The sequence below is a fragment of the Roseobacter sp. genome, assembly GCF_039970775.1.
Lineage (GTDB): Bacteria > Pseudomonadota > Alphaproteobacteria > Rhodobacterales > Rhodobacteraceae > Roseobacter.
In genome coordinates this window covers 17,302-38,269 of record NZ_JBDVLG010000039.1, presented here as the reverse complement: position 1 = coordinate 38,269, position 20,968 = coordinate 17,302, and the positions used below count along the sequence as shown (strand labels likewise).

At 57.9% G+C, this 20,968-nt stretch carries 20 protein-coding genes; 10 read left to right on the top strand and 10 right to left on the bottom strand.

Going from position 1 to position 20,968, the window contains the following annotated elements:
* A complete protein-coding gene (locus ABJH13_RS09290) occupies nt 1-3,150 on the top strand; it encodes a multidrug efflux RND transporter permease subunit (protein WP_348405938.1) in 3,150 nt (1,049 codons plus the stop codon).
* Nucleotides 3,151-3,207: 57 nt separating this feature from the next.
* Here the strand turns inward: ABJH13_RS09290 and ABJH13_RS09285 are convergent, their stop codons facing one another.
* From ABJH13_RS09285 to ABJH13_RS09255, 7 genes are all read right to left on the bottom strand, one after another.
* Nucleotides 3,208-4,686: a mannitol dehydrogenase family protein gene (locus tag ABJH13_RS09285; RefSeq protein WP_348405937.1), complete on the bottom strand. Its 1,479-nt coding sequence runs from the start codon at nt 4,684-4,686 to the stop codon at nt 3,208-3,210.
* Nucleotides 4,674-5,447 (bottom strand): L-iditol 2-dehydrogenase, encoded by a 774-nt coding sequence (locus ABJH13_RS09280; protein ID WP_348405936.1) that lies wholly within the window; start codon nt 5,445-5,447, stop codon nt 4,674-4,676. The genes ABJH13_RS09285 and ABJH13_RS09280 overlap by 13 nt, the downstream gene beginning before the upstream one ends.
* The gene (locus tag ABJH13_RS09275; RefSeq protein WP_348405935.1) at nt 5,444-6,448 is read right to left on the bottom strand and encodes an ABC transporter ATP-binding protein; all 1,005 of its coding nucleotides are present in this window, start codon (nt 6,446-6,448) and stop codon (nt 5,444-5,446) included. Before ABJH13_RS09275 ends, ABJH13_RS09280 begins: the two co-directional genes overlap by 4 nt.
* An 11-nt stretch (nt 6,449-6,459) precedes the next feature.
* Nucleotides 6,460-7,290, bottom strand: a complete 831-nt coding sequence (locus tag ABJH13_RS09270) for a carbohydrate ABC transporter permease (protein WP_348405934.1) — start codon at nt 7,288-7,290, stop codon at nt 6,460-6,462.
* 12 nt (nt 7,291-7,302) lie between these two features.
* A complete protein-coding gene (locus ABJH13_RS09265) occupies nt 7,303-8,169 on the bottom strand; it encodes a sugar ABC transporter permease (protein ID WP_348405933.1) in 867 nt (288 codons plus the stop codon).
* A gap of 112 nt (nt 8,170-8,281) precedes the next feature.
* Nucleotides 8,282-9,586 carry a sugar ABC transporter substrate-binding protein gene (locus ABJH13_RS09260; protein ID WP_348405932.1) on the bottom strand — a complete coding sequence of 435 codons (1,305 nt, stop codon included), beginning with the start codon at nt 9,584-9,586 and terminating at the stop codon, nt 8,282-8,284.
* 101 nt (nt 9,587-9,687) lie between these two features.
* Nucleotides 9,688-10,719, bottom strand: a complete 1,032-nt coding sequence (locus tag ABJH13_RS09255) for a LacI family DNA-binding transcriptional regulator (protein WP_348405931.1) — start codon at nt 10,717-10,719, stop codon at nt 9,688-9,690.
* On the opposite strand from ABJH13_RS09255, the gene ABJH13_RS09250 reads away from it, so the two are divergent.
* Complete coding sequence (locus tag ABJH13_RS09250; RefSeq protein ID WP_348405957.1) at nt 10,694-11,140, top strand: hypothetical protein; 447 nt, start codon at nt 10,694-10,696, stop codon at nt 11,138-11,140. The genes ABJH13_RS09255 and ABJH13_RS09250 overlap by 26 nt on opposite strands.
* A 15-nt stretch (nt 11,141-11,155) precedes the next feature.
* Here ABJH13_RS09250 and rbsK read toward each other — a convergent pair whose 3' ends face one another.
* Complete coding sequence (gene rbsK / locus ABJH13_RS09245) at nt 11,156-12,100, bottom strand: ribokinase (RefSeq protein ID WP_348405930.1); 945 nt, start codon at nt 12,098-12,100, stop codon at nt 11,156-11,158.
* 389 nt (nt 12,101-12,489) lie between these two features.
* Here rbsK and ABJH13_RS09240 point away from each other — a divergent pair, with 389 nt between their 5' ends.
* From ABJH13_RS09240 to ABJH13_RS09220, 5 genes are all read left to right on the top strand, one after another.
* Nucleotides 12,490-13,518 carry an extracellular solute-binding protein gene (locus tag ABJH13_RS09240; protein WP_348405929.1) on the top strand — a complete coding sequence of 343 codons (1,029 nt, stop codon included), beginning with the start codon at nt 12,490-12,492 and terminating at the stop codon, nt 13,516-13,518.
* Between the two features lie 373 nt (nt 13,519-13,891).
* Nucleotides 13,892-14,068, top strand: coding sequence for a hemin uptake protein HemP (locus ABJH13_RS09235; protein ID WP_348405928.1), 177 nt, complete (start codon nt 13,892-13,894; stop codon nt 14,066-14,068).
* Nucleotides 14,065-14,544 (top strand): hypothetical protein, encoded by a 480-nt coding sequence (locus ABJH13_RS09230; RefSeq protein WP_348405927.1) that lies wholly within the window; start codon nt 14,065-14,067, stop codon nt 14,542-14,544. The genes ABJH13_RS09235 and ABJH13_RS09230 overlap by 4 nt, the downstream gene beginning before the upstream one ends.
* A 33-nt stretch (nt 14,545-14,577) precedes the next feature.
* Nucleotides 14,578-15,837: an imelysin family protein gene (locus ABJH13_RS09225; protein WP_348405926.1), complete on the top strand. Its 1,260-nt coding sequence runs from the start codon at nt 14,578-14,580 to the stop codon at nt 15,835-15,837.
* A gap of 67 nt (nt 15,838-15,904) precedes the next feature.
* A complete protein-coding gene (locus ABJH13_RS09220) occupies nt 15,905-16,162 on the top strand; it encodes a DUF1289 domain-containing protein (protein ID WP_348405925.1) in 258 nt (85 codons plus the stop codon).
* 94 nt (nt 16,163-16,256) lie between these two features.
* On the opposite strand, the gene ABJH13_RS09215 is transcribed toward ABJH13_RS09220, so the two are convergent.
* Complete coding sequence (locus ABJH13_RS09215; RefSeq protein ID WP_348405924.1) at nt 16,257-16,727, bottom strand: DNA starvation/stationary phase protection protein; 471 nt, start codon at nt 16,725-16,727, stop codon at nt 16,257-16,259.
* A gap of 106 nt (nt 16,728-16,833) precedes the next feature.
* Nucleotides 16,834-17,271 carry a hypothetical protein gene (locus ABJH13_RS09210; RefSeq protein WP_348405923.1) on the bottom strand — a complete coding sequence of 146 codons (438 nt, stop codon included), beginning with the start codon at nt 17,269-17,271 and terminating at the stop codon, nt 16,834-16,836.
* Nucleotides 17,272-17,417: 146 nt separating this feature from the next.
* On the opposite strand from ABJH13_RS09210, the gene ABJH13_RS09205 reads away from it, so the two are divergent.
* The 3 genes from ABJH13_RS09205 to ABJH13_RS09195 are packed head-to-tail and all read left to right on the top strand — an operon-like array spanning nt 17,418 to nt 20,942.
* Entirely contained in the window at nt 17,418-18,902 is a 1,485-nt protein-coding gene (locus ABJH13_RS09205; protein WP_348405922.1) for a di-heme oxidoredictase family protein, read from the top strand.
* 1 nt (nt 18,903) lies between these two features.
* On the top strand, nt 18,904-19,875 hold the full coding sequence (locus ABJH13_RS09200; RefSeq protein ID WP_348405921.1) for an imelysin family protein: 972 nt from the start codon (nt 18,904-18,906) through the stop codon (nt 19,873-19,875).
* Entirely contained in the window at nt 19,875-20,942 is a 1,068-nt protein-coding gene (locus ABJH13_RS09195; protein ID WP_348405920.1) for a DUF1513 domain-containing protein, read from the top strand. Before ABJH13_RS09200 ends, ABJH13_RS09195 begins: the two co-directional genes overlap by 1 nt.
* Nucleotides 20,943-20,968 lie beyond the last annotated feature (26 nt).

The following is a 20,968-nucleotide window of genomic DNA, read 5'->3' as shown; positions in this document are numbered from 1 at the left end:
ATGGGTCGTTTTTTCGTCACCCGCCCGATCTTTGCGATCGTCGTTTCGATCCTGCTGACGATTGTCGGCATGGTGTCGTATTTTCAGCTACCGGTTGAACAATACCCCCAAATCGCGCCGCCATCGATTGTTGTGCGCGCGTCCTATCCCGGTGCGGATGCCGCGACAATCGCGGCCACCGTTGCCACGCCGCTTGAACTGGAAATCAACGGCGTAGAAGACATGCTGTATCTGTCGTCCTACGCGACGGCCGATGGTGCCATGAGCCTGACGATCACATTTGAGTTGGGCACCGATTTGGATGCGGCGCAGGTGTTGGTGCAAAACCGGGTGGCCATCGCCGAACCGCGCCTGCCCGAAGAGGTGCGCGCGTTGGGGGTAACCACGACCAAATCATCGCCAGATCTGATGATGGTGGTGCATATGCTGTCGCCGGACGAGAGCTTTGACCAGCTCTATGTGTCCAATTACGCGCGGGCGCGGGTGCGTGACCGGCTGGTGCGGCTGGATGGTGTGGGGGATCTGCGGATCTTTGGTGAACGGGAATTTTCGGCCCGCGTTTGGCTGGACCCAGACAAATTGGCTTCGCTGGGGCTGACGGCGGGCGATGTGGTCAATGCGCTGCGCGAACAAAACGTGCAGGTGTCTGGCGGGTCGCTGGGGGCGCCGCCCAACAACAGTGACAGCGCCTTTCAGGTCACGATCACCACCCAAGGGCGGCTGGAAACCCCGCGTGAATTTGGCCGTGTCATTGTGCGCGCCTCAGAAGAGGGGCGGGTCGTGCGGGTGCGCGATGTGGCCCGTGTCGAGATTGGCGCGCGGTCCTACGTCAACAATTCCTACCTCAATAACAAACCCGCCGTGGCGTTGGGCGTCTTTCAGCGCCCCGGATCCAACGCGCTGGCGACGGCAGATGAAATCATCGACGTGATGGATGAACTGGCCGCCGATTTCCCGGCCGGTCTGGAATACCGGGTGGTGTATAACCCCACAGAATTCATCGAAGCATCGGTGAATGCGGTCTATGAAACGATATTCGAGGCCGTGTTGCTGGTGGTGATCGTGATCATCGTCTTCTTGCAGAATTGGCGCACGGCGCTGATCCCGTTGCTGGCGATCCCGGTGTCTCTGATCGGGACATTCGCGGTGATGCTGGCGCTTGGGTATACGCTGAACCTACTGACGTTGTTTGGGTTGATCTTGGCTATCGGGATCGTCGTGGACGACGCGATTGTGGTGGTTGAAAACGTCGAACGCAACATCGCCAACGGAATGCCGCCCCGCGCGGCCTCTGCACGCACCATGGACGAAGTGCAGGGCGCTGTGATCGGCACGACATTGGTGTTGGTTGCGGTCTTTGTGCCGTCGGCCTTTGTGCCGGGCATCACCGGGCAGTTCTATAAACAATTTGCGGTCACGATATCGGTGGCAACGGTGATTTCATCGATCAATTCGCTGAGCTTGTCTCCGGCGTTGGCTGCGATCTTGTTGAAATCCAAATCCAAAGAAGACCGGCCCAGCCCCGCAGCCCGCCTGTTTGGGCCCGTGTCGCGCGGGTTCAACCGGGTGTTTGATGGGCTGACCCGCGGCTATGTGTGGCTGGTGCGGGCGCTTGTCAGTACCAAGCCTATGCAAACACTGGCGTTATTGGTGTTTGCGGGGCTTCTGGCCAGCACCTATTTCATTAGCCAAAAGGTGCCCACCGGGTTCATCCCAGACGCTGATCAGGGCTATGCAATCGTTGTTGTGCAACTGCCCGATGGGGCGTCGCTAGAACGTACGGACGCGATTATAAAACAAGCCACCGAAATCGCGCTGGACACGCCCGGCGTCGCCAATGCCGTGGCCTTTGCAGGGTTTTCCGGCGCGACCTTTACCAACGCCAGCAACCAAGGGGTGATCTTTACCCCCTTCGATAGCTTTGAGGATCGTGCCGCCAATGGCCAAACCGCAAAGGCCATCGTGGGGCAGTTGTTTGGCCGCATGCAATCCCTGCGCGAGGCATTCATTATCGCCATCGCGCCGCCTGCTGTGCGCGGGGTTGGCACCGGGGGTGGCTTCAAATTGCAACTGCGCGAAAACGAAAGCGCCGACATGACCCGCGTGTTGCAATCGGCCTATGCCATCATGGGGGCGTCGCGCCAATCCGACAAGGTGCAGCGCGTGTTTACGACGTTCTCGGCCGGGGCGCCGCAGGTGTTTCTGGAAATCGACCGGGTGCGCGCGCAGATGCTCAACGTGCCCATCGGTGATATCTTTGAGACCTTGGCGATCAACCTAGGATCGGCCTATGTGAACGACTTCAACGCGTTTGGCCGACTGTTCCAAGTGCGCGCGCAAGCCGATCAAAGCTTCCGACTGGAAGAAGCAGATATCGCCGCCTTGCGGGTGCGCTCTGCTACGGGGGCATTGGTCCCACTGGGGACATTGGTGTCTATGCGCGAAACCGCCGGGCCCGTGTTGGTGCAACGCTACAACCAACAGGTGTCCGTTCCGGTACAAGGCAGTGCCGCGCCGGGTGTTTCGACGAGCGAGGCCCTGATCGCGATGGAGCAACTGGCCGATAGTATCCTGCCGCCCGGCGTGGATTACGAATGGACAGAACTGGCCCTGCAAGAACGCGAACAGGGCAATTCTACCATCTATATCTTTGGGTTCTCGATCCTGTTTGCCTTCCTGTTTCTGGCGGCGCTTTATGAAAGCTGGGTCTTGCCGGTCGCGATTATCTTGATTGTTCCGCTGTCGGTTTTGGCCGCGTTGGTCGGTGTGATGATCCGCGGGATGGACAACAACATCCTCACTCAGGTGGGGCTGATTGTCTTGGTGGGGCTTGCGGCTAAAAACGCCATTATGATCGTGGAATTTGCCAAACAAGCCCAAGAAGAACGCGGCCTAGGCCCCATCGACGCCGCATTAGAGGCAAGCCGCCTAAGGTTCCGACCCATTTTGATGACGGCCTTTGCGTTCATCTTGGGCGTGATCCCGTTGATGATGGCCACGGGCCCCGGCGCCGAGATGCGCCAAGCCTTGGGCACGGCGGTATTCTTTGGGATGTCTGGGGTGACGATGCTGGGGCTTTTTCTGACGCCGGTGTTTTACGTAACGCTGCGCCAGATGTTCAAACTAAAGCCCACCGCCGAAAAGGCATAAAAAAACCGCGCGGGCCCGGTACTGGGTCTGCGCGGTGATACCATCATTTGGGCCGGGTTAATCCTGAAGATACAGATCCAGCGTTTTGGTGCAGCCATCTGCCCATAACGCGGTCAGCCAACGGTCAAACGCTGCGGCAAACGTGCTGTTATCGGCCAGATCACCATAGAATTGGCGCTGCTCGATCCAGGCACTTGGCTGCGTACGCGCGGTTTCGGCCACGGCGGTCAGATCATCCCAGAAGGGGTCATTGGGTTCAATCGCGGTGCCGTTTTCGCGGGTGCCTTCGCACATGCGCGCCCACAGTGCTTCTACCAGCGCGAGCCCCTCTATCGGGGTGCCTGCGGCCAATGCTTCGCGCAGGGTGGGCAGCACAAAACCCGTATGCCGCGATGACCCATCAAACGCCACACGGCGCGTGGTATCAACAATCGACGGGTTGGCAAAACGCCCCGCGATCAGATCCACATAGGCGGCCCCACTCATCCCCGGCACGGCTGTGACATGGGGGGCGATTTCGGCCTGCTGAACCTTGCGGAAAAAACCGTTGATCTGCGGGTTGGCCATGCAATCCGCTATCGTTCCGATACCCATGATGTCGCCCGCATTGGCCAGCACCTGATGGCCCGCGTTCAGCATGCGGATTTTCATGGCCTCGTAGCTGTGCACGTCATGGGTAAACGTGGCGCCTGCCATGTCCCAATCGGGGCGGCCCGCGCAAAAGCTGTCTTCGATGACCCATTGGCGAAAGGTCTCGTGGGTGACGGGGGCTTTGTCGTCGATGCCAAACCCGTGGGCCAGTGCGATTTCATTGGGCCCCGTCGCCGGTACGATGCAATCGACCATCGAATTGGGGAAACAGCACGATTGATCGATCCATTCGGCGAGCTCTGTGTCGGCCATCCGGGCCAGAGACACCACCGTTTGGCGCAGGATATCACCGTTGCCCTGTAGGTTGTCGCAGGACATGCCGGTGAACGGCCCGTGGCCTGCGTCGCGTCTCATGCGCAGGGCGGCGATGATCGCCCCAAAGGCGGTGCGCGGTGCGGTCGGGTGGGCGGCGTCATGTTGGATATCGGGGTGATCTGCATCAAACCCACCTGTCGCGGGATCAATGTAATACCCCCCCTCGGTGACCGTCAGCGCGACAATGCGAATGCATGGGTCGGCCATTTGGGTGATTAGCGCGTGGTGATTTTCAGACACGGGCAGGTAGTCGATCATCGACCCAACGACTTCGGCGCTGCTGCTGGCGGGGTCCAACGCGATGAGCGTGGTCAGGCAGTCTTGGGCCAACAACCGTTCGCGTTGGGCGGCATCGGGCGCGCGCACGCCAGCGCCGATGATGGCCCAATCGGTGCACAAACCGGCATCAAACAAGCGGTGCAAATACCACGACTGATGTGCGCGGTGAAAGTTGCCAAGGCCGATATGCACAATGCCTGGTGTCAGGGCAGTTCGGTCGTATGTCGGGATGCGTATATGTTTGGCCAGATCGTCCAAGGTCGCATTCGACAGGGGGGTCAATTCATCCATTGTCCACCATCCACATTGTAGGTTTGTGCGACAACGTAATCCGCATCATCGCTGGCCAGAAAAATCGCCATACCAGTCAGATCGTCGGAAGTGCCCATGCGGCCAAAAGGGACGGCTGCGGCAACCTCTCGTTTTTTTTGACCGGGGGCTTTACCCTCATATTTGGCAAAGAACGCGTCGACGCCATCCCAATGCTCACCATCCACTACGCCAGGGGAAATCGCGTTTACGTTGATCCCGTGCTTGATCAGGTCGAGCCCCGCAGATTGCGTCAGGCTGATCACCGCGGCTTTGGTTGCACAATAAACGCCGACCAGTGGTTCGCCGCGACGCCCCGCTTGGCTAGCCATATTGATGATCTTGCCGCGGTGGCCGCTAGCAATCATGTGTTTGGCGACGGCTTGCAGGGTAAACAGCGTGCCACCCACATTGATATCAAACACACGTGCGTAGTCCTCGCGCGTGATTTCGGCGATCGGGGCGGCGGTAAACAATGCCGCATTGTTGATCAGAATATCGATCTGGCCAAAGTGCTGTACCGTCTGTGTGATAGCTGCATCGATGCTGGTTTGATCGGTGATGTCCATGTGTACCGCACAGGCCCCGGCGCCCAGATCAGCCGCCGCAGCCTGTGCGCGAGGCAAGTCAATATCTGCGATAGCGACTTGTGCACCCTCTCGAACATAGGCTTGGGCAAAGGCAAGGCCAATGCCCCGCGCAGCCCCAGTGATGAGGGCTGTCTTTCCTTCAAGACGGTTCATGCAATCCGCAGTCCTTTGTCATCAAACCGGTGCAATTTATCTGCGCGTGGTGTCATGAAGAGGGTGTCGCCATGGGTCAGGTTGACCTCGCCGGGCGCGCGCACGGTGATCATTTCGGCCAGCCCGGTGTTGTGCACGTGAAAGAACGTGTCAGACCCAAGATGTTCGGCCACGCCCACGGTGCCCTGCCACAGGCCCGCGCTGTCCGATACATCGATGTGTTCCGGACGGATGCCGATGGTGTGCGCGTCGTGCTTGGCCGCTTCGGCCCCTTCGATGAGGTTCATCTTTGGAGAGCCGATGAAACCCGCGACAAAGGTGTTGCGCGGCGTGTGGTAGAGCTCAAGCGGGGTGCCGACCTGTTCGATGTAGCCGGCGCGCAAGACCACGATCTTGTCGGCCATTGTCATGGCTTCGACTTGGTCGTGGGTCACGTAGATCATTGTTGTTGCAAGCTTTTTGTGAAGCTCGCTGATCTCCATGCGCATGCCGACACGCAGGGCCGCGTCGAGGTTCGACAAGGGTTCGTCGAACAAAAACGCCGAGGGTTCGCGCACAATGGCACGGCCGATGGCCACCCGTTGGCGTTGACCACCCGACAGCTGCCCGGGGCGACGGTCGAGGTAATCTGTCAGGTTCAGGGCCTTGGCGGCTGCTTCGATGCGGCTGTCTTGTTCGGCCTGATCCATCTTGGCCATCCGCATCGGGAACGCGATGTTCTTGCGCACGCTCATGTGTGGATAGAGCGCGTAAGATTGGAACACCATGGCCAACCCGCGTTTGGCAGGGGGGATGTCGGTGGCGTCATTGCTGTCGATTTTGATGGTGCCGGATGAGATGTCTTCCAGACCAGCAATCAGCCGCAACAGCGTTGATTTACCACACCCCGAGGGGCCAACAAAAACGGTGAACTCACCATCTTTGATTTCGAGATCGAGCGGCGGGATAACCTGTACGTCACCGAAGCTCTTTGTAACCTTTTCAAGCGTAATCTGTCCCATGTTTACGTTCCTTATTTGACTGCGCCGAAGGTGAGACCGCGAACCAGTTGTTTCTGGCTGAACCAGCCGAGGATGAGGATGGGCGCAATGGCCATCGTCGAGGCGGCTGAGAGTTTCGCGTAAAACAGACCTTCAGGGCTAGAATAGCTGGCGATGAAGGCGGTGAGGGGGGCTGCCTTTGCGGCTGTGAGGTTCAACGTCCAGAACGCTTCGTTCCAGGCGAGGATAAAGTTCAGCAGCAAGGTTGATGCGATCCCCGGCACCGCCATTGGCGTGAGCACATAAAGGATCTCTTCGCGTAGACCGGCCCCATCCATCCGCGAGGCTTCCAGGATTTCGCCGGGAATTTCACGGAAGTATGTGTAGAGCATCCAGATGATGATGGGCAGGTTGATCAACATCAGAACAATCATCAAACCCATCCGGCTGTCGAGCAATCCAAGCTGAATGAACAGCAGGTAGATTGGGTAAAGCACGCCCACAGCGGGCAGCATTTTGGTCGACAGCATCCAAAGCAGGATGTCTTTGGTCCGCTTGGAGGGCACAAAGGCCATGCTCCAGGCGGCAGGGATGGCCACGATTAGGCCTAGGATGGTCGACCCCCCGGCGATAAACACCGAGTTCCACAAGAAGCGGCCATAATCAGACCGTTCGGTGACCACCTGGTAGTTCTCTAACGTCCAGTCAAAGAACAAGAAAACAGGTGGGTCGGCAATCGCTGTTGCTTCGGTTTTGAAGCTGGTCAGGATGGTCCAGAGGATTGGGAAGAAGATCAACAAACCAACCGTCCATGCGGCGAGAGTGTTGATCGATTTGCGGCGGTTTGTGACGGTACGTGCCATGATCGTCTCTCCTCAGGTGTCCAGGTTTTTGCCGACAATGCGCATCAAGAAGATGGCAATGATATTGGCAAGGATGATGGCGTAAACGCCGCCTGCGGAACCAAGCCCGACGTTCTGGCTTTCCAGCACGCGCTGGTAGATCAGATACGTAAGCGTACGGCTACCGAAAGAGCCTTGGGTCGTCACGAAGATCTCTGCAAAGATCGACAGCAGAAAGATCGTCTGGATCAGCACCACAATTGTGATCGCCCGGCTAAGGTGGGGCAGGGTGATGAACCGGAACCGTGACAACGGCGGGGCGCCGTCCATCTCTGCGGCCTCTAGCTGTTCACTGTCCAATGACTGGATCGCGGTCAGCAAGATCAGCGTGGCGAAGGGCAACCATTGCCACGACACGATCATCACGATCGACGTCATCGGCGCCTGGCTAAGCCATTCGACCGGCGCAAGCCCGAAGAATTTGAAAAAATGTGCAAACAAGCCGTTCACAGGGTCCATGAACATGTTCTTCCAGACCAAAGCAGAAACGGTGGGCATAACAAAGAAGGGTGCAATCACGAGGATGCGCACGACCCCTTGGCCCCACATGGGTTGGTCTAGCAAGATGGCCAATAAAACGCCAAAGAAGATTGTGATGAGCAAAACCCCACCTACAATGATCAGCGTGGCTTGCACCGATGGCCAAAAGGCGCTCGAGGTGACAAATCGGACGTAGTTTTCAAATCCGACCCAGCCTTGATCGCCACCGCGCAACGGCAGGTAGCGTTTGAATGAGAAGTACAGCGTCATACAGAGCGGTACGAGCATCCATCCCAAGAGTAGCACCACAGCGGGTGCCATCATGAAACGGGCAGCAGAACGTGAGTGAGTGGTCGCCATGGAGAAAGTCCTCGCGGTTTACGGGAGAAACGCAGCCCTACGGGCACACTGGTAAAAAGAGCGAAAAAAAAGGAGAGGGGGGCGACAACCGCCGCCCCCGTCCTAGCAAAGATTAGTAGCCAGCGGCTTCCATCTCGTCTGCAACCAAGGCCTGAGCATTCTCAAGCGCTTCGGCTGGGGTCTGTTGACCGGCCAACATCGCGGAGAATTCTTGGCCTGCCGACGTACCGATACCCGCCCACTCAGGGATCGCCACATACTGGATACCAACATATGGCACCGGATCGACGGTTGGGTTGTTCGGGTCAGCTGCGTTGATCGAGTTCAACGTCATTTGTGCGAAAGGCACCTTTTGGTACTCGGGGTTCTCATAGAGAGACGTCCGGCTTCCGGGAGGTACGTTTGCCCAACCTTCGTTTTCCGCAACCAGTGCGAGATACTCTTTCGAGGTCGCCCAGGATACGAATTTCTTGGCAGCGTCTGTTGCGTCGGAGCCCGCAGGAATTGCCAGCGCCCATGCCCACAGCCAGTTAGAGCGTTTGCCCAAGCCGGTGTCGGGTGCCAGCGCAAAGCTGACTTTGTCTGCAACGGTTGAATCGTCAGGGTTGGTCACAAAGGACGCCGCAACTGTTGCGTCGATCCACATGCCACATTTGCCCTGTTGGAACAGCGCCAGGTTCTCGTTGAAGCCGTTTGTGGCTGCACCGGGAGGGCCCGCGTCTGTCATCAGGTCGTTGTAGAAGTTGATCGCCGCACCCCATTCGGGTGTGTCGAGCTGTGGTGTCCAGTTTTCGTCAAACCAACGCGCCCCGAACGAGTTCGCAACTGTGGTGATGAACGCCATGTTCTCGCCCCAGCCGGCCTTGCCACGCAGGCAGATGCCGTAGATTTCGCCATCGCGATCTGTCATCGCGCGGGCGGCTTTACCGATGAATTCCCATGTGGGGGCTTCTGGCATTTCAAGGCCAGCGGCTTCCATCAGGTCGGTGCGGTACATAACCATCGAGCTTTCGCCGTAGAACGGTGCGGCATAAAGCGTGTCTTCGTAGGACAGACCAGCACGCATCGCGGGCAGAATGTCGTCTACGTCGTACTCAGCGCTCAGATCGTCGAGCGGGACCAACCAGTCCTGCGCGGCCCAGATCGGCGTTTCGTACATGCCGATTGTCAGCACGTCGAACTGGCCACCCTTGGCTGCGATGTCTTGTGTAACACGCTGACGAAGAACGTTTTCTTCGAGTGTCACCCATTCCAACGTGATGTCTGGGTTTTCTGCTGTGAAATGATCCGTCAGACCCTGCATCCGGATCATGTCGCCGTTATTCACGGTTGCGATTGTGACGGTTGTCTGCGCGGCGGCTGCGCCAGCGACAAGCGCGAGCGCGCTCGCCGCACAAAGTGCGGTTCTTAGGTACATCCGATTCCTCCCTTAGTATTTTGGATTTCCCACCCCCAGCATTGTTAGGAAATTGGCGCGCGTCAAGTTTTTATTTTTTTCGAAAAGATTATCGGGTGATTTCAGGCCGATGACCGTAATATCAACCGTGCCGGGAATAGTTTTTCGGTGCGGTCGGGCAATTGCCCCCCTCCTTCGATCAGCCTAAAGAGCATTTCGACGCCCCGGTTCGACACCGCCTCGTAGTCATGTGCGACCGTGGTCAACGATGGGTTGGTAAACCGCGAGAACGGATGGTCGTCATGGGCCGCGACACGCAAGGCGCAATCGGGGCCCCGGCCAATGCGCACATCTTTTTCGTAAGCGGCGGCAAGAAAGCCAATTGCCAGCCGGTCATTGCTGCACAAGATCGTATCTGTTTTCAGGGTGTTGTGCGTCAGAAGTTCCATCGCGCCTTGGTACCCGATTTCTTCAAAGGCCCATCCTTCGCCATCGACTTTGATGATCTGAGGATCAAGGCCCAGTTGCTCCATGATGGCGATGTAGGCTTTGCGGCGTTTGTTGGCGTTTGGGTTGGCGGGGGTTCGCATTTCGAAAAAACACGGGGGCGCACCCGACCGGACTAGATATTCGACGCTTTGCGAGACAAAACTGTAGTTGTCAGACCCAACAAACGCGGCACCTATGTCTTCGAGATCACTGTCGAACAAAACCGTTGGCACGTCGGCACAGAACTTTTCGATCTCTGCGCGGTTTGAAATGCGTCCCAAGGCTGCCAGCAGAACGCCCGCTGGTTTTAACGATCTGAGGCTGTCGAGGATGTTGCTTTCGAGCTCTTGCGAGCCGTGGGACGAAAAGAGGGTGGGCCAATAGCCTGCGGCGATACATCGTTGTTCGATATTGCGCGCAATTTCGGCAAAGAAGGGGTCCGCGAGGTAGGGAACAACGATGCCTATGTTCTTGGTAAGACGCCGGTTTTGGTTCATGGCGTAGATGTTTGGGCGGTAGTCGTGTTCTTCTAATGCGGCCTCTATGCGGGTGCGAATCGCGTCACGCACGCTGCTGGGATCGTTGAAATACTTCGAGATCGTCGGGCGAGAAATACCGCTTACGTTGGCAAACTCTGCCATGTTTTTTATCTTGTTGTCGCTCATGCCTCTACTCTGGCCTTCGGCGCCGCCTTCAAATGTGGTGTGTGCCGTCTGGCGGACCTTCACATCACGTCCGAAAACTTTTCGCGCGTTAATTTTCAGTTTGACTGTAGAAATAAATAGTTTTCCCGGTCAAGATCGCGCGATGGAATTCGTTAAAATAGTGGAATGTATTGTGGAAAGAATTAACCTAAAAGTTGCAATTGCGGCGAAAGAAATTAACGGCATTATCAATGGATTAGTCCGCGTCTGTGCACAAACCTCTTTCTTGGCGAGGGTAAGATTTTTAGGCGCAGTGACCTTTGCGCGGCGGTTCAGGGCAGGGTGGGAATGTGCCTTTGACATGACGCGAATGGGCAAGCCGGAACGTTTTGAGCGGCCTCATAAACCGACAGGCCGTCAAGAATCAGCGCGCCTTTTGTGAGTAGCGCACATGTACTCAGTGAGGGTCAGGCGATGGCTGGCCAGTGTCTTCGCGAAAGGCGAGAAGGTCTGACAAGGATGGCGCAGCCGCGGCCGCGCCCGGTTTTGTGGTGGCCAATGCGGCGGCATCCACCGCGAATTGTATCGCCTGATCCGGTAGGCAGCCCTGTGCCAAAAACACCGCCAGCGTTCCGTTGAAACAATCGCCCGCAGCGACAGTATCGACGGTTTCCACCGAAGGGGCGGGCTGTTGGCCCCGAATGCCCCCGATTTGCCAGGCAGCCCCCTGTGCGCCCATAGTAACCACAGCCCCGCGCGGCCCCAATAAGACCAGATCAGACGCCGTTTTCTGGGCATCAGACAGGGTCTGTGCCGTGTGTTTGGTCATCAATGCGGCCTCGTGTGCGTTGGGGGTGATGATGTCAAAATGGGCCAACGTCTCGGTATCCCACATCGTTTGCGGGGCGGGGGCCGGGTCCATGACGACGCGGGCGCCATAGCTGCGGGCGATCTTGGCGGCCTGCAATGACGCATCAAGCGGGATTTCGTTTTGCAGCAAAAGCACCTTGGCTTTGGCAATCAGCGGGGCATGGCGCAAGATGATCTCGGGGGTCAGCGTCGCATTGGCACCGGGGGCAAGACGGATGATGTTATCGCCCTCTGGCCCCACGTCGATAAACGCCATACCGGTTGCTGCAGTGGTCTGGGTTTCGACGGCCAGTTTGAGGTTCGCATCTGTCAGAGTGCGCAGCACTTGTTGCCCGAACCCATCGGCACCCACGGCCCCGATAAGGCTGACATGGGCGCCCAATCGCGCCGCCGCGACGGCTTGATTTGCGCCTTTTCCACCCAGATCGACCAACGTACGATCGGCTGTGATGGTCTCGCCAACCTGCGGCCAGCGCGGCAAATGGCTGGTTAGGTCGATGTTAATGCTGCCTACGACGACGATATCACTCATAATAACCCAAGCATAACATGATTGTGATCGGGAATAACAGTGATCACGTTCACCAATTTGGGGATGATTTGTCGCACACCCTGCGTGTGCCGACACCGGCCCTGCGGCGGCACATACTACCTTGGCCGGTCCAGACACAATGCCTGACATTGGGGGCAGATCCGGGGGGGGCGCATTCATCAATTGCAGCAACTTTAGGTGGGGTTTTAACCTGAATTTCCCGCTTGGATTGACCGCAGCGGGGTAAAATGATGCCACTTTGTGCAGGGGTAGATCACGTGTATGTGTTCGTGGAAATTTTCCCGATAATTTTTATCAACTATATTGCGTTCTGCGCAGAACCGTATAATTGACTAAAACCATAAGAATTAATCTACTGGGAGCTTGTAATGTCAACACTTCGGACATCCATGGTGGCACTCGTTGCCGCAACAACCGCCATTAGCACTGCGTCATTGGCGCAGGCGGACGGCGAATTGAACCTTTATTCTTCGCGTCACTATGACACCGATGAGCGCTTGTATTCGGATTTTACCGAAGCAACAGGCATCACCATCAACCGGATTGAGGGCAAAGCGGATGAGCTGATCACCCGGATGCAAGCCGAAGGCGCGAATTCCCCGGCAGACATCCTGCTGACGGTCGACACGTCGCGTCTTGAGCGCGCCAAAGATGCAGGCGTTCTGCAATCGATCGACAGTGCGACCCTCGAAGAGCGTATCCCCGGCAACCTGCAAGACAGTGACAACCAGTGGTTCGGATTTTCGCAACGCGCACGGATCATCTTTTACGACAAAGCAGACGTTGCCGAGCCACCGATGGATTACGTCGCGCTGGCCGACCCTAAATACAAAGGCATGGTGTGCCACCGGTCGTCATCTAACGTATACAGCCAAACCTTGCTGGCCGCAGTGATCGAAAACCACGGCGAAGAGGCGGCTAAAGCCTGGGCGCAGGGCGTGGTAGATAACTTCGCACGTGACCCTGAAGGCGGCGATACCGACCAGCTGCGTGGGCTGGTGTCGGGGCAGTGTGACGTGTCTATTTCGAACACCTATTATTTCGCGCGTGCCATTCGCAAAGACGTCGATGGGTTGTCATCTGATCTGGATAAAATCGGTTGGGTGTTCCCGGCACAGGGCGCTGAAGGCGCGCATATGAACCTGTCAGGTGGCGGTGTGGCCGCGCATGCGCCACACCTCGAGAACGCGATTAAGTTCATGGAATACCTCGCCTCCGAGCAGGCGCAGGTGTATTTCTCGGCGGGCAATGATGAATTCCCGGCCGTACCGGGTGTGCCGCTGAGCGATAGCGTGGCGCAATTGGGCGCCTACGAAGGCGACGCCGTTGACCTATCTGCGGTGGCCAAGAATGTGCCTGCCGCGCAGAAGATCTTTAACGAAGTCGGCTGGAAGTAATCCAAGCCTTAAGTTTCCGAAGAGGGGTGCGATATCGTCGCGCCCCTTTTTTGTGCAGTGGCGGGTTTGGCCGTGGTGGGTGCCTTAAAAACGGTCAAATAAATTAGCTAAGTAAAATAGTCGGGATTGACTTTCCTTACTTTATTAGTCAAGAATTAACACAGATTCCCAGCCACCCCTTTTTGCAGGGCAGCCCGGAGCCATACAGTCACCTGGAGGCCACCATGCAGCATTGCCCTGACACTGCCCGAAACCAACCGCAAGGCCATCGTAAAGCCCTATGCCGTATCGAACTGCTCCAATCCGCGCTCAGCGGGCTAGTCCCACTGGATCACCGCTTGGAAACCCTACTGGACCGGATCGAGGTGGGGTCATGAACGCGATGTCACAACCCACCCAAATGGACCCGTCCGAAGCGGTCGCCGCCGATCTCGCAACCTACGATGTGCGCGACCTGATTACCGCGGGCGTGCAGGCCCGGTTGGTTCTGGACGGACAGCCCTATTTTCTGCGCATCACACGCGCAGGCAAATTGATCCTGACAAAATGAGACCTAATCCGCAAAATCGTGGGGGCGCATCTGTTGGTGTGCTCATGCATCTGGAGCCTTGGGAGGCGGATCTGATCGTCACCCTGCGGCTGTGGTGCGACAGCCCGGACGGGCAGGCCAAGGTTTGGAACGAATTCGCGATGTCTTTGCCAAAAGGCGAGGCGGCCAAAGAAATGCGTGCGTTTGAGCAACTAGTGTCTGTGGTTGCGACCTACGCACACCGGCCTTTGGTCCGGCATGGCATTGGATGTTCTTGCGTGGGTGCCGACGAGGGGGTGTTTGCGCATCTCGTACGTGTGGCCAGCGCGGGGGATTTGGGTGAGGCATCACAAATTGCCACGCTTTTGGTCACTGCGGCACATGCCGAACGGGTGGCTCTTTTGGCGGCGCAGGTCGGCTGCGCCCGTAAATCTATTAGTGGCGCGCATATGGTCCAAGAGACCCACCGCGCCGGTAATGTTGTAACTCTTCACTAACGACCAACTAAAACTATTAAGGAACAGCAACCAATGAAGACCACTCTTGCAGCCGTACTCGGCACCACGATGCTGATCGCTGCGCCCGCCCTCGCGGATAAGGCAGCAGTTCTAGACAATTACGCCGATATCGCAGCCGCGAAATACGGTGACAGTCTAACAACCGCGCAGGCCTTGCAGTCAGCCGTTGCCGCATTGATCAGCCACCCTTCTGCCGAAGCACTTCAAACCGCCAAAACGGCTTGGATCAACGCGCGCGTTCCATACCAACAGACCGAAGTGTACCGTTTTGGGAACGCAATCGTCGATGATTGGGAAGGCAAAGTGAATGCTTGGCCGCTTGACGAAGGTTTGATCGACTACGTCGATGCCGCATACGGTGGGGCCACTGACGAAAACGAATATGCCGTTTTGAACGTGATCGCCAACCCGACGTTCACATTGTCTGGTAACGCCATCGACGCAAGCGACATCACACCTGAATTCCTTGAAAGCGTGTTGCACGAGGCCGACGAGGTCGAAAGCAATGTGGCCACTGGATATCACGCGATCGAATTTCTTCTCTGGGGTCAGGACCTGAACGGTCATGGCGCTGGCGCTGGTGCACGGCCTTGGTCTGATTACGCCCAAGATGACGCCTGCACAGGCGGGAACTGCGACCGTCGCGGTGCATACCTTCAGGCGGCCACCGATCTTTTGGTGTCCGATCTGGAATGGATGACAGCGCAATGGCAGGATGGCGGCGATGCCCGCGCCCAACTTATCGCAGACGAAAACGCAGGGATCACGGCGATCCTGACAGGCATGGGGTCGTTGTCTTATGGCGAACAGGCCGGCGAACGCATGAAGCTGGGCGTGTTGTTGAACGATCCAGAAGAAGAGCATGATTGCTTCTCCGATAACACGCACAACAGCCATTTCTATGACGCTTTGGGTATCCGCAACGTCTATCTGGGCAGCTACACCGGGATCGACGGCACGGTTGTGTCGGGCGAATCGCTATCGTCTCTGGTGGCAGCCACCAACGCAGATGTCGACGCCGAGCTGACATCCAAGTTGAACGCGACGATGTTGGAAATGGCCGAAATGAAGGCCGCCGCCGAAGCAGGTTTTGCCTACGACATGATGCTGGAACGCGGCAACGAAAAAGGCGAGGCGCTGGTGTTGGGTGCGGTTGATGCGCTGGTTGATCAGACCCGGTCTATCGAACGTGCCGTTGATGTTTTGGGTGTGTCCGAGATCGCATTTGAGGGATCAGATAGCTTGGATGACCCCAACGCGGTCTTTCAATAACGACATCTGATCTTACATAAGAGGGGGAGGCGGCAAACGCCTCTCCCTTTTTGACGCGAGAGGTCGCATGAGCAAAACACCCAGCCCCTGTATTGATGTGTGCAAGTTTAAGCGCGAAGGCCATTGTATTGGTTGTTCTATGACCAAGGCACAGAAATCCCTGTTCAAGAACCTAAAGAAAGACAGTCACCGCGAAGCGTTTGTCGATATGTTGGTGACCCAGCAAAAGGCGATGGGCCGGTACAAACATTGGGCGCCGCAATACCTGCGCAAGTGTTTGAAGAAAAAGGCCAAACCTGCGGCCTCTGTACGCGACGCGGCCTGACCAGAGCCGTTGGGCAACCAGCAGCAACCTCTGCCTAACCCACAAAAAAGCCGCCCAACAAGGAGCGGCTTTTGTTATTTATTCACCGGGCGTATTAGCTCAGGTGGGCGCGCAGGAACCATGCGAATTTTTCGTGCACCTGACCGCGCGCGATGCACAGGTCTTCGGTCAACGTGTCGCCGTGTTCTGACGCTAGCTCACCGCAACCGGCCAGCGTTTTGGCCAGTGTTTCTTGAGCATCAAGCATCATCTTGATCATCTCTTTGTCGGTCGCGTCGCCGTCTTGCTCGCTGACCTTGGAGCGTTTGATCATCCCGGCTAGCGTGCCTTCGGCATAACCGTTCAGCGCCTTGACCCGCTCGGCCAGATCATCTTGCGCGATGAAATGATCTTCGTACATCTTCTGAAACAGATCATGCAGCGGGCCAAATGCCATGCCGGTTACGTTCCAGTGGAAATTCTGTGCGAGCATCGTGGTGACAGCCGTCTCTGCAACGGACTGGTTCAGCGCTTCGACGATCTGTGTCTGTGCATCAGTGGACAGCGCAATGGCGGTTTGTGTCATTCTGTAGTCTCCCAACTAAAAAGCTGCTGGCTGGCGTAACGCTGGCTGGCGATACAATCCTATTTAGCGCCTTCAGCGAAAAGTCCAAGGGGAAATTAGAATTATTCTAAATCTTAGAAAAACGCTCGGATACCGAGAGTATCAAAAACCCCAGGTTGCGCCGGGATGCGTGGGGGACACGGGCCCGTAAAAGAAACAGAAAACTGCTGCGATCATCGGCGCGCGCGGTGGTGATTGCGCGCAACAACCATGCCTCATCAAAGGAAACCTCCTGCACGCCGGGGCGGTACACCACTGGCGCGGTGCCCAAGGCTTGCTCAAGGCTTTTCATCAAGGCCTCTGCGTAGGCCGCGCGTGCCACATTTGGTGTCTGGGATAGCACGGCGCAGGCTTCAAACAGGTCGGTGCGGGCGGCTGATCTACAGGCCAACGCAACTTGGCGCAGTTCATTCAACAGGTCGGCTGCGTCCACCCCAAATGCACCAAGCGTGGTTTCACTATGCCGCTGGGGCAGGGCGGTTGAGGACTGTTTAACTGCGATCATATGTCTTATCACTTTCGCGGTGTTTGCCTTCGCGGGGGCTCGACGCGCCCCTTACCCGAGTATATTTATCGGAAATAAAGACATACCGCAATCGGAGTAACAAAAACTTGCTTAAAAGATCTTTGGTTTCCAGCACGGTGATCGTGATGTGTGCCACATCTAGCGCCATTGCCGAGCTGGCGGACCTCCATATGCCCGTGGTCCCAAGGACCGCCGATGAAACCGCGCGAATCGCCAACATCACCACGCCGACGCAGGATTTCACGCAAGCCGAACGGTTTGAGGCAAATGCGGCTGGGGCGGCGACGGTGCGCCCGTCCGCGACGGCGGATGTCTTTAGCCAGCCATCTGCGAATATCAGCTTTGAACGCGAGCTGGAGTTCAAGGTGGGCAACGGGTTGTTCAAAAAACTATGGGTGTCGTCGCCATCGTCGACGTTGGCCTCGGATGGGTTGGGCCCGCTTTATAATGCGCGTTCTTGCCAGCGGTGCCACCTGAAAGACGGCCGGGGGCATGCGCCGGAAACCCCGCAGGATGCGGCAACATCATTGTTGGTGCGTGTTTCGATCCCCGCCACCAAAAACACGCTGACTGACGAAATCGCCGAGTATATCGCGACGGCGCCCGACCCGACATATGGCGGGCAGATCCAGGATTTTGGGGTCGCGGGGCACCCAGCCGAAGCTCGCATCGCCATTACCTATGACGAAACTCCCGTGACGTTAAGCGAGGACGAGACCGTATCATTGCGCAAACCGACGCTAGCGCTGACCGATCTAGGATACGGGCCGTTACACGCCGATGTCATGACAAGCGCCCGCGTGGCGCCGCAGATGATCGGGCTGGGGTTGCTTGATGCGATCCCTTCCGCGGATATTCTGGCGGGAGCCGACCCAGACGACGCCGATGGAGATGGTATTTCGGGGCGTCCCAACATTGTGTGGTCAGAGGTTTATGATCAACCGATGTTGGGTCGGTTTGGGCTGAAGGCGGGGATGCCCAGCGTATGGGAACAATCTGCCGGGGCGTTTCACGGGGACATCGGCATTTCGACACCTTTGCATACGGCCGGGTATGGTGATTGCACCGCCAATCAAACCGCCTGCCGTAACGCGCCTGACGGCAACACGCCCGCTCACGACAATGCGGAGATCGGCCAGATTGGACTGGAGCTGGTGAGCTTTTATTCCGCCAATCTCGCGGTGCCAGCGCGGCGCGACTACGACAGCCCCGAGGTGTTGCGTGGCAAGCAAGTGTTCTACGAGACCGGCTGCACCAGGTGTCATACGCCCAAATTCGTCACCCACCGGTTGGATGATCAGCCCGAGCAGAGCTTTCAGCTGATTTGGCCTTACACGGATATGTTGTTGCACGACATGGGCGCGGGCCTTGCCGATAACCGCCCTGAGGCGCGTGCCACGGGGCTCGAATGGCGCACCCCGCCGCTGTGGGGCATTGGGTTGACGCAGCAGGTTTCGGGGCACACTTACTTCCTTCATGATGGCCGCGCACGGTCATTGCTAGAGGCGGTGCTGTGGCATGGTGGCGAAGCCCAAGCCGCACGTGACCGTGTTGTCAGCATGCCAAAACCCGACCGCGAATCCCTGATCCGATTTCTTGAAAGCCTCTGATATGAAACATGTTTTATCCGCTATCTGCATCGGTATACCAATGGGGCTATCGGCAGGGGTGGCCACGGTGGTCGATGAACATATCCTGCCCGCCCACAGCGCGTTTTCTGCCCGCACCGCAGATCTGGTCACAGCGACCCAAACCTGCGACACACCAGCCATGCGCGTGGGCTATCACGCCGCGTTTGATGCATGGATGGGCCTAAGCCACATCCAGTTTGGCCCAATCGAAACCGAAGGGTTGACCCTGGCGATTACATTCTGGCCGGACCCGAAAAACCAGACCGAAAAGGCCGTATCGCGGTTGATCGCCGCGCAGGACCCTGCGGTGCAAGATGACGCAGAATTTGCCGAGGTGTCGGTCGCGGCCCAAGGGCTGATGGCGTTGGAAAGCATGCTGTACGGCGGGCGCGACCAAACGGCGTATGACTGTGCGTTGATCCATGCAATGGCCGTGCGGCTGGCGGCGAATGCCCAGACCCTGGAGGCCGATTGGCGCGATGGCCATGCCGCCGTGCTCAAGACGCCGGGCGCGGATAACCCGCGCTATCAAAATATCGCAGAGGCGCAGCGGGTCATCTATACGGCGTTGTCATCGGGGTTGGAATTTCTGCATGATCAACGGCTTGGCCGCCCCTTGGGGACGTTCGACAGGCCCCGCCCCAAACGCGCCGAGGCGCGCCGGTCAGACCGGAGCCTGCGCAACATCACGCTACACCTGACCGCGTTACAAGATCTGGCCGTGGCATTGGCGGGCGCGGATATCCCCAAAACCAAAGCGGCGTTTTTGAATGCAATCAACCGTGCGGAAAGCTTGGATGACCCGGCGTTGCAGGGGGTCGCAGACCCGGCCGAACGGTTTCGGATAGAGGTGTTGCAACAGGCGGTCGCGGGGATCCAGATGGCGATATCAGAAGAGATTGGCACCGGCCTTGGTGTGCGAGCCGGGTTCAATTCGCTGGACGGCGATTGATGCGGGGGCGGCGCGCATTTCTGGCGGGGTTGCTGGCCAGCGGGGCCGTGCCCGGCGTGAGCTGGGCTGATGCCGGGGCGCCCAGCTATCTGACGGCGGCGATGACCTCGCAAGAGCACTATGTGCTGGCCGGGCTTCGGTCCGACGGCACGCTGGCTTTCACCCAGCCCTTGCCGGACCGAGGCCACGCAAGCGCGGCCCATCCCACCCAGCCAGAGGCCGTTGCATTTGCCCGCAGGCCGGGCACCTATGCGCTGGTGCTCGATTGTGTGACGGGGCGGGTGACGCAACGATTGACCGCCCCAAAAGGCCATCATTTTTACGGGCATGGGGCGTTTTCGACAGATGGTACGCACCTTTTTACCACGGAAAATCATATCTCTAGCGGGCAGGGGCGGATCGGCGTGTGGGCGCGTGCACGCGGGTATGCGCGCATCGCTGAATTTGCATCAGGGGGGATCGGCCCGCACGAGATCCTGCGACTGCCGGGGCAGGATGTTTTGGCCATCGCTAACGGCGGCATCTTGACCCGGCCCGAAACCGGGCGCGACAAGCTGAACCTACCCACTATGCGGCCCAATCTGACGATGATGACCGGCGATGGGCAAATTGTTGATCAGGCGGCGTTGCCGGATGCGGATCATCAAAATTCGCTACGCCACATTGCTGCGTTTGCGGATGGGCGTGTGGCCTGCGGGTTTCAATGGCAGGGGGACCCTTGGGCGAGCCCTGCGTTGGTTGGGGTGTATCAGCCGGGTCGCGGGCTGCGGTTGCTCGACAGCCCAGAACCCGCCACGCGGCGGTTGACGGCCTATGTCGGGTCTGTCGCGGCCTTGCCTGAGGGGCAGATCGCGGTGACCTCGCCGCGCGGGGGGGTCGTGCAACTGTTTGATCCGGTTGCCGGATTTCGGGCGCAAAGCCCGCAGACCGATATCTGCGGCATTGGCGCCGGGCCGGGGGGCGCGTTGGCTACGGATGGGCTTGGTGGGGTGCACCAGGTGGGCGCAGGGTTGCGGCGACTGCACACCCATGGGCTGGCGTTTGACAACCACCTCGTGGCGATCTGACGCCACCGACATGACGCCGGTGCGCG

Coding starts and splice junctions, on each gene's coding strand:
- ABJH13_RS09225 (WP_348405926.1), top strand. CDS start 14,578: ATGAAGACCACTCTTGCAGCCGTACTCGGCACCACGATGCTGATCGCT.
- ABJH13_RS09265 (WP_348405933.1), bottom strand. CDS start 8,169: ATGGCGACCACTCACTCACGTTCTGCTGCCCGTTTCATGATGGCACCC.
- ABJH13_RS09215 (WP_348405924.1), bottom strand. CDS start 16,727: ATGACACAAACCGCCATTGCGCTGTCCACTGATGCACAGACACAGATC.
- ABJH13_RS09290 (WP_348405938.1), top strand. CDS start 1: ATGGGTCGTTTTTTCGTCACCCGCCCGATCTTTGCGATCGTCGTTTCG.
- ABJH13_RS09255 (WP_348405931.1), bottom strand. CDS start 10,719: ATGAGCGACAACAAGATAAAAAACATGGCAGAGTTTGCCAACGTAAGC.
- ABJH13_RS09250 (WP_348405957.1), top strand. CDS start 10,694: ATGTTTTTTATCTTGTTGTCGCTCATGCCTCTACTCTGGCCTTCGGCG.
- ABJH13_RS09220 (WP_348405925.1), top strand. CDS start 15,905: ATGAGCAAAACACCCAGCCCCTGTATTGATGTGTGCAAGTTTAAGCGC.
- ABJH13_RS09230 (WP_348405927.1), top strand. CDS start 14,065: ATGAGACCTAATCCGCAAAATCGTGGGGGCGCATCTGTTGGTGTGCTC.
- ABJH13_RS09275 (WP_348405935.1), bottom strand. CDS start 6,448: ATGGGACAGATTACGCTTGAAAAGGTTACAAAGAGCTTCGGTGACGTA.
- ABJH13_RS09205 (WP_348405922.1), top strand. CDS start 17,418: ATGTGTGCCACATCTAGCGCCATTGCCGAGCTGGCGGACCTCCATATG.
- ABJH13_RS09240 (WP_348405929.1), top strand. CDS start 12,490: ATGTCAACACTTCGGACATCCATGGTGGCACTCGTTGCCGCAACAACC.
- ABJH13_RS09280 (WP_348405936.1), bottom strand. CDS start 5,447: ATGAACCGTCTTGAAGGAAAGACAGCCCTCATCACTGGGGCTGCGCGG.
- ABJH13_RS09235 (WP_348405928.1), top strand. CDS start 13,892: ATGAACGCGATGTCACAACCCACCCAAATGGACCCGTCCGAAGCGGTC.
- ABJH13_RS09285 (WP_348405937.1), bottom strand. CDS start 4,686: ATGGATGAATTGACCCCCCTGTCGAATGCGACCTTGGACGATCTGGCC.
- rbsK (WP_348405930.1), bottom strand. CDS start 12,100: ATGAGTGATATCGTCGTCGTAGGCAGCATTAACATCGACCTAACCAGC.
- ABJH13_RS09210 (WP_348405923.1), bottom strand. CDS start 17,271: ATGATCGCAGTTAAACAGTCCTCAACCGCCCTGCCCCAGCGGCATAGT.
- ABJH13_RS09260 (WP_348405932.1), bottom strand. CDS start 9,586: ATGTACCTAAGAACCGCACTTTGTGCGGCGAGCGCGCTCGCGCTTGTC.
- ABJH13_RS09200 (WP_348405921.1), top strand. CDS start 18,904: ATGAAACATGTTTTATCCGCTATCTGCATCGGTATACCAATGGGGCTA.
- ABJH13_RS09195 (WP_348405920.1), top strand. CDS start 19,875: ATGCGGGGGCGGCGCGCATTTCTGGCGGGGTTGCTGGCCAGCGGGGCC.
- ABJH13_RS09270 (WP_348405934.1), bottom strand. CDS start 7,290: ATGGCACGTACCGTCACAAACCGCCGCAAATCGATCAACACTCTCGCC.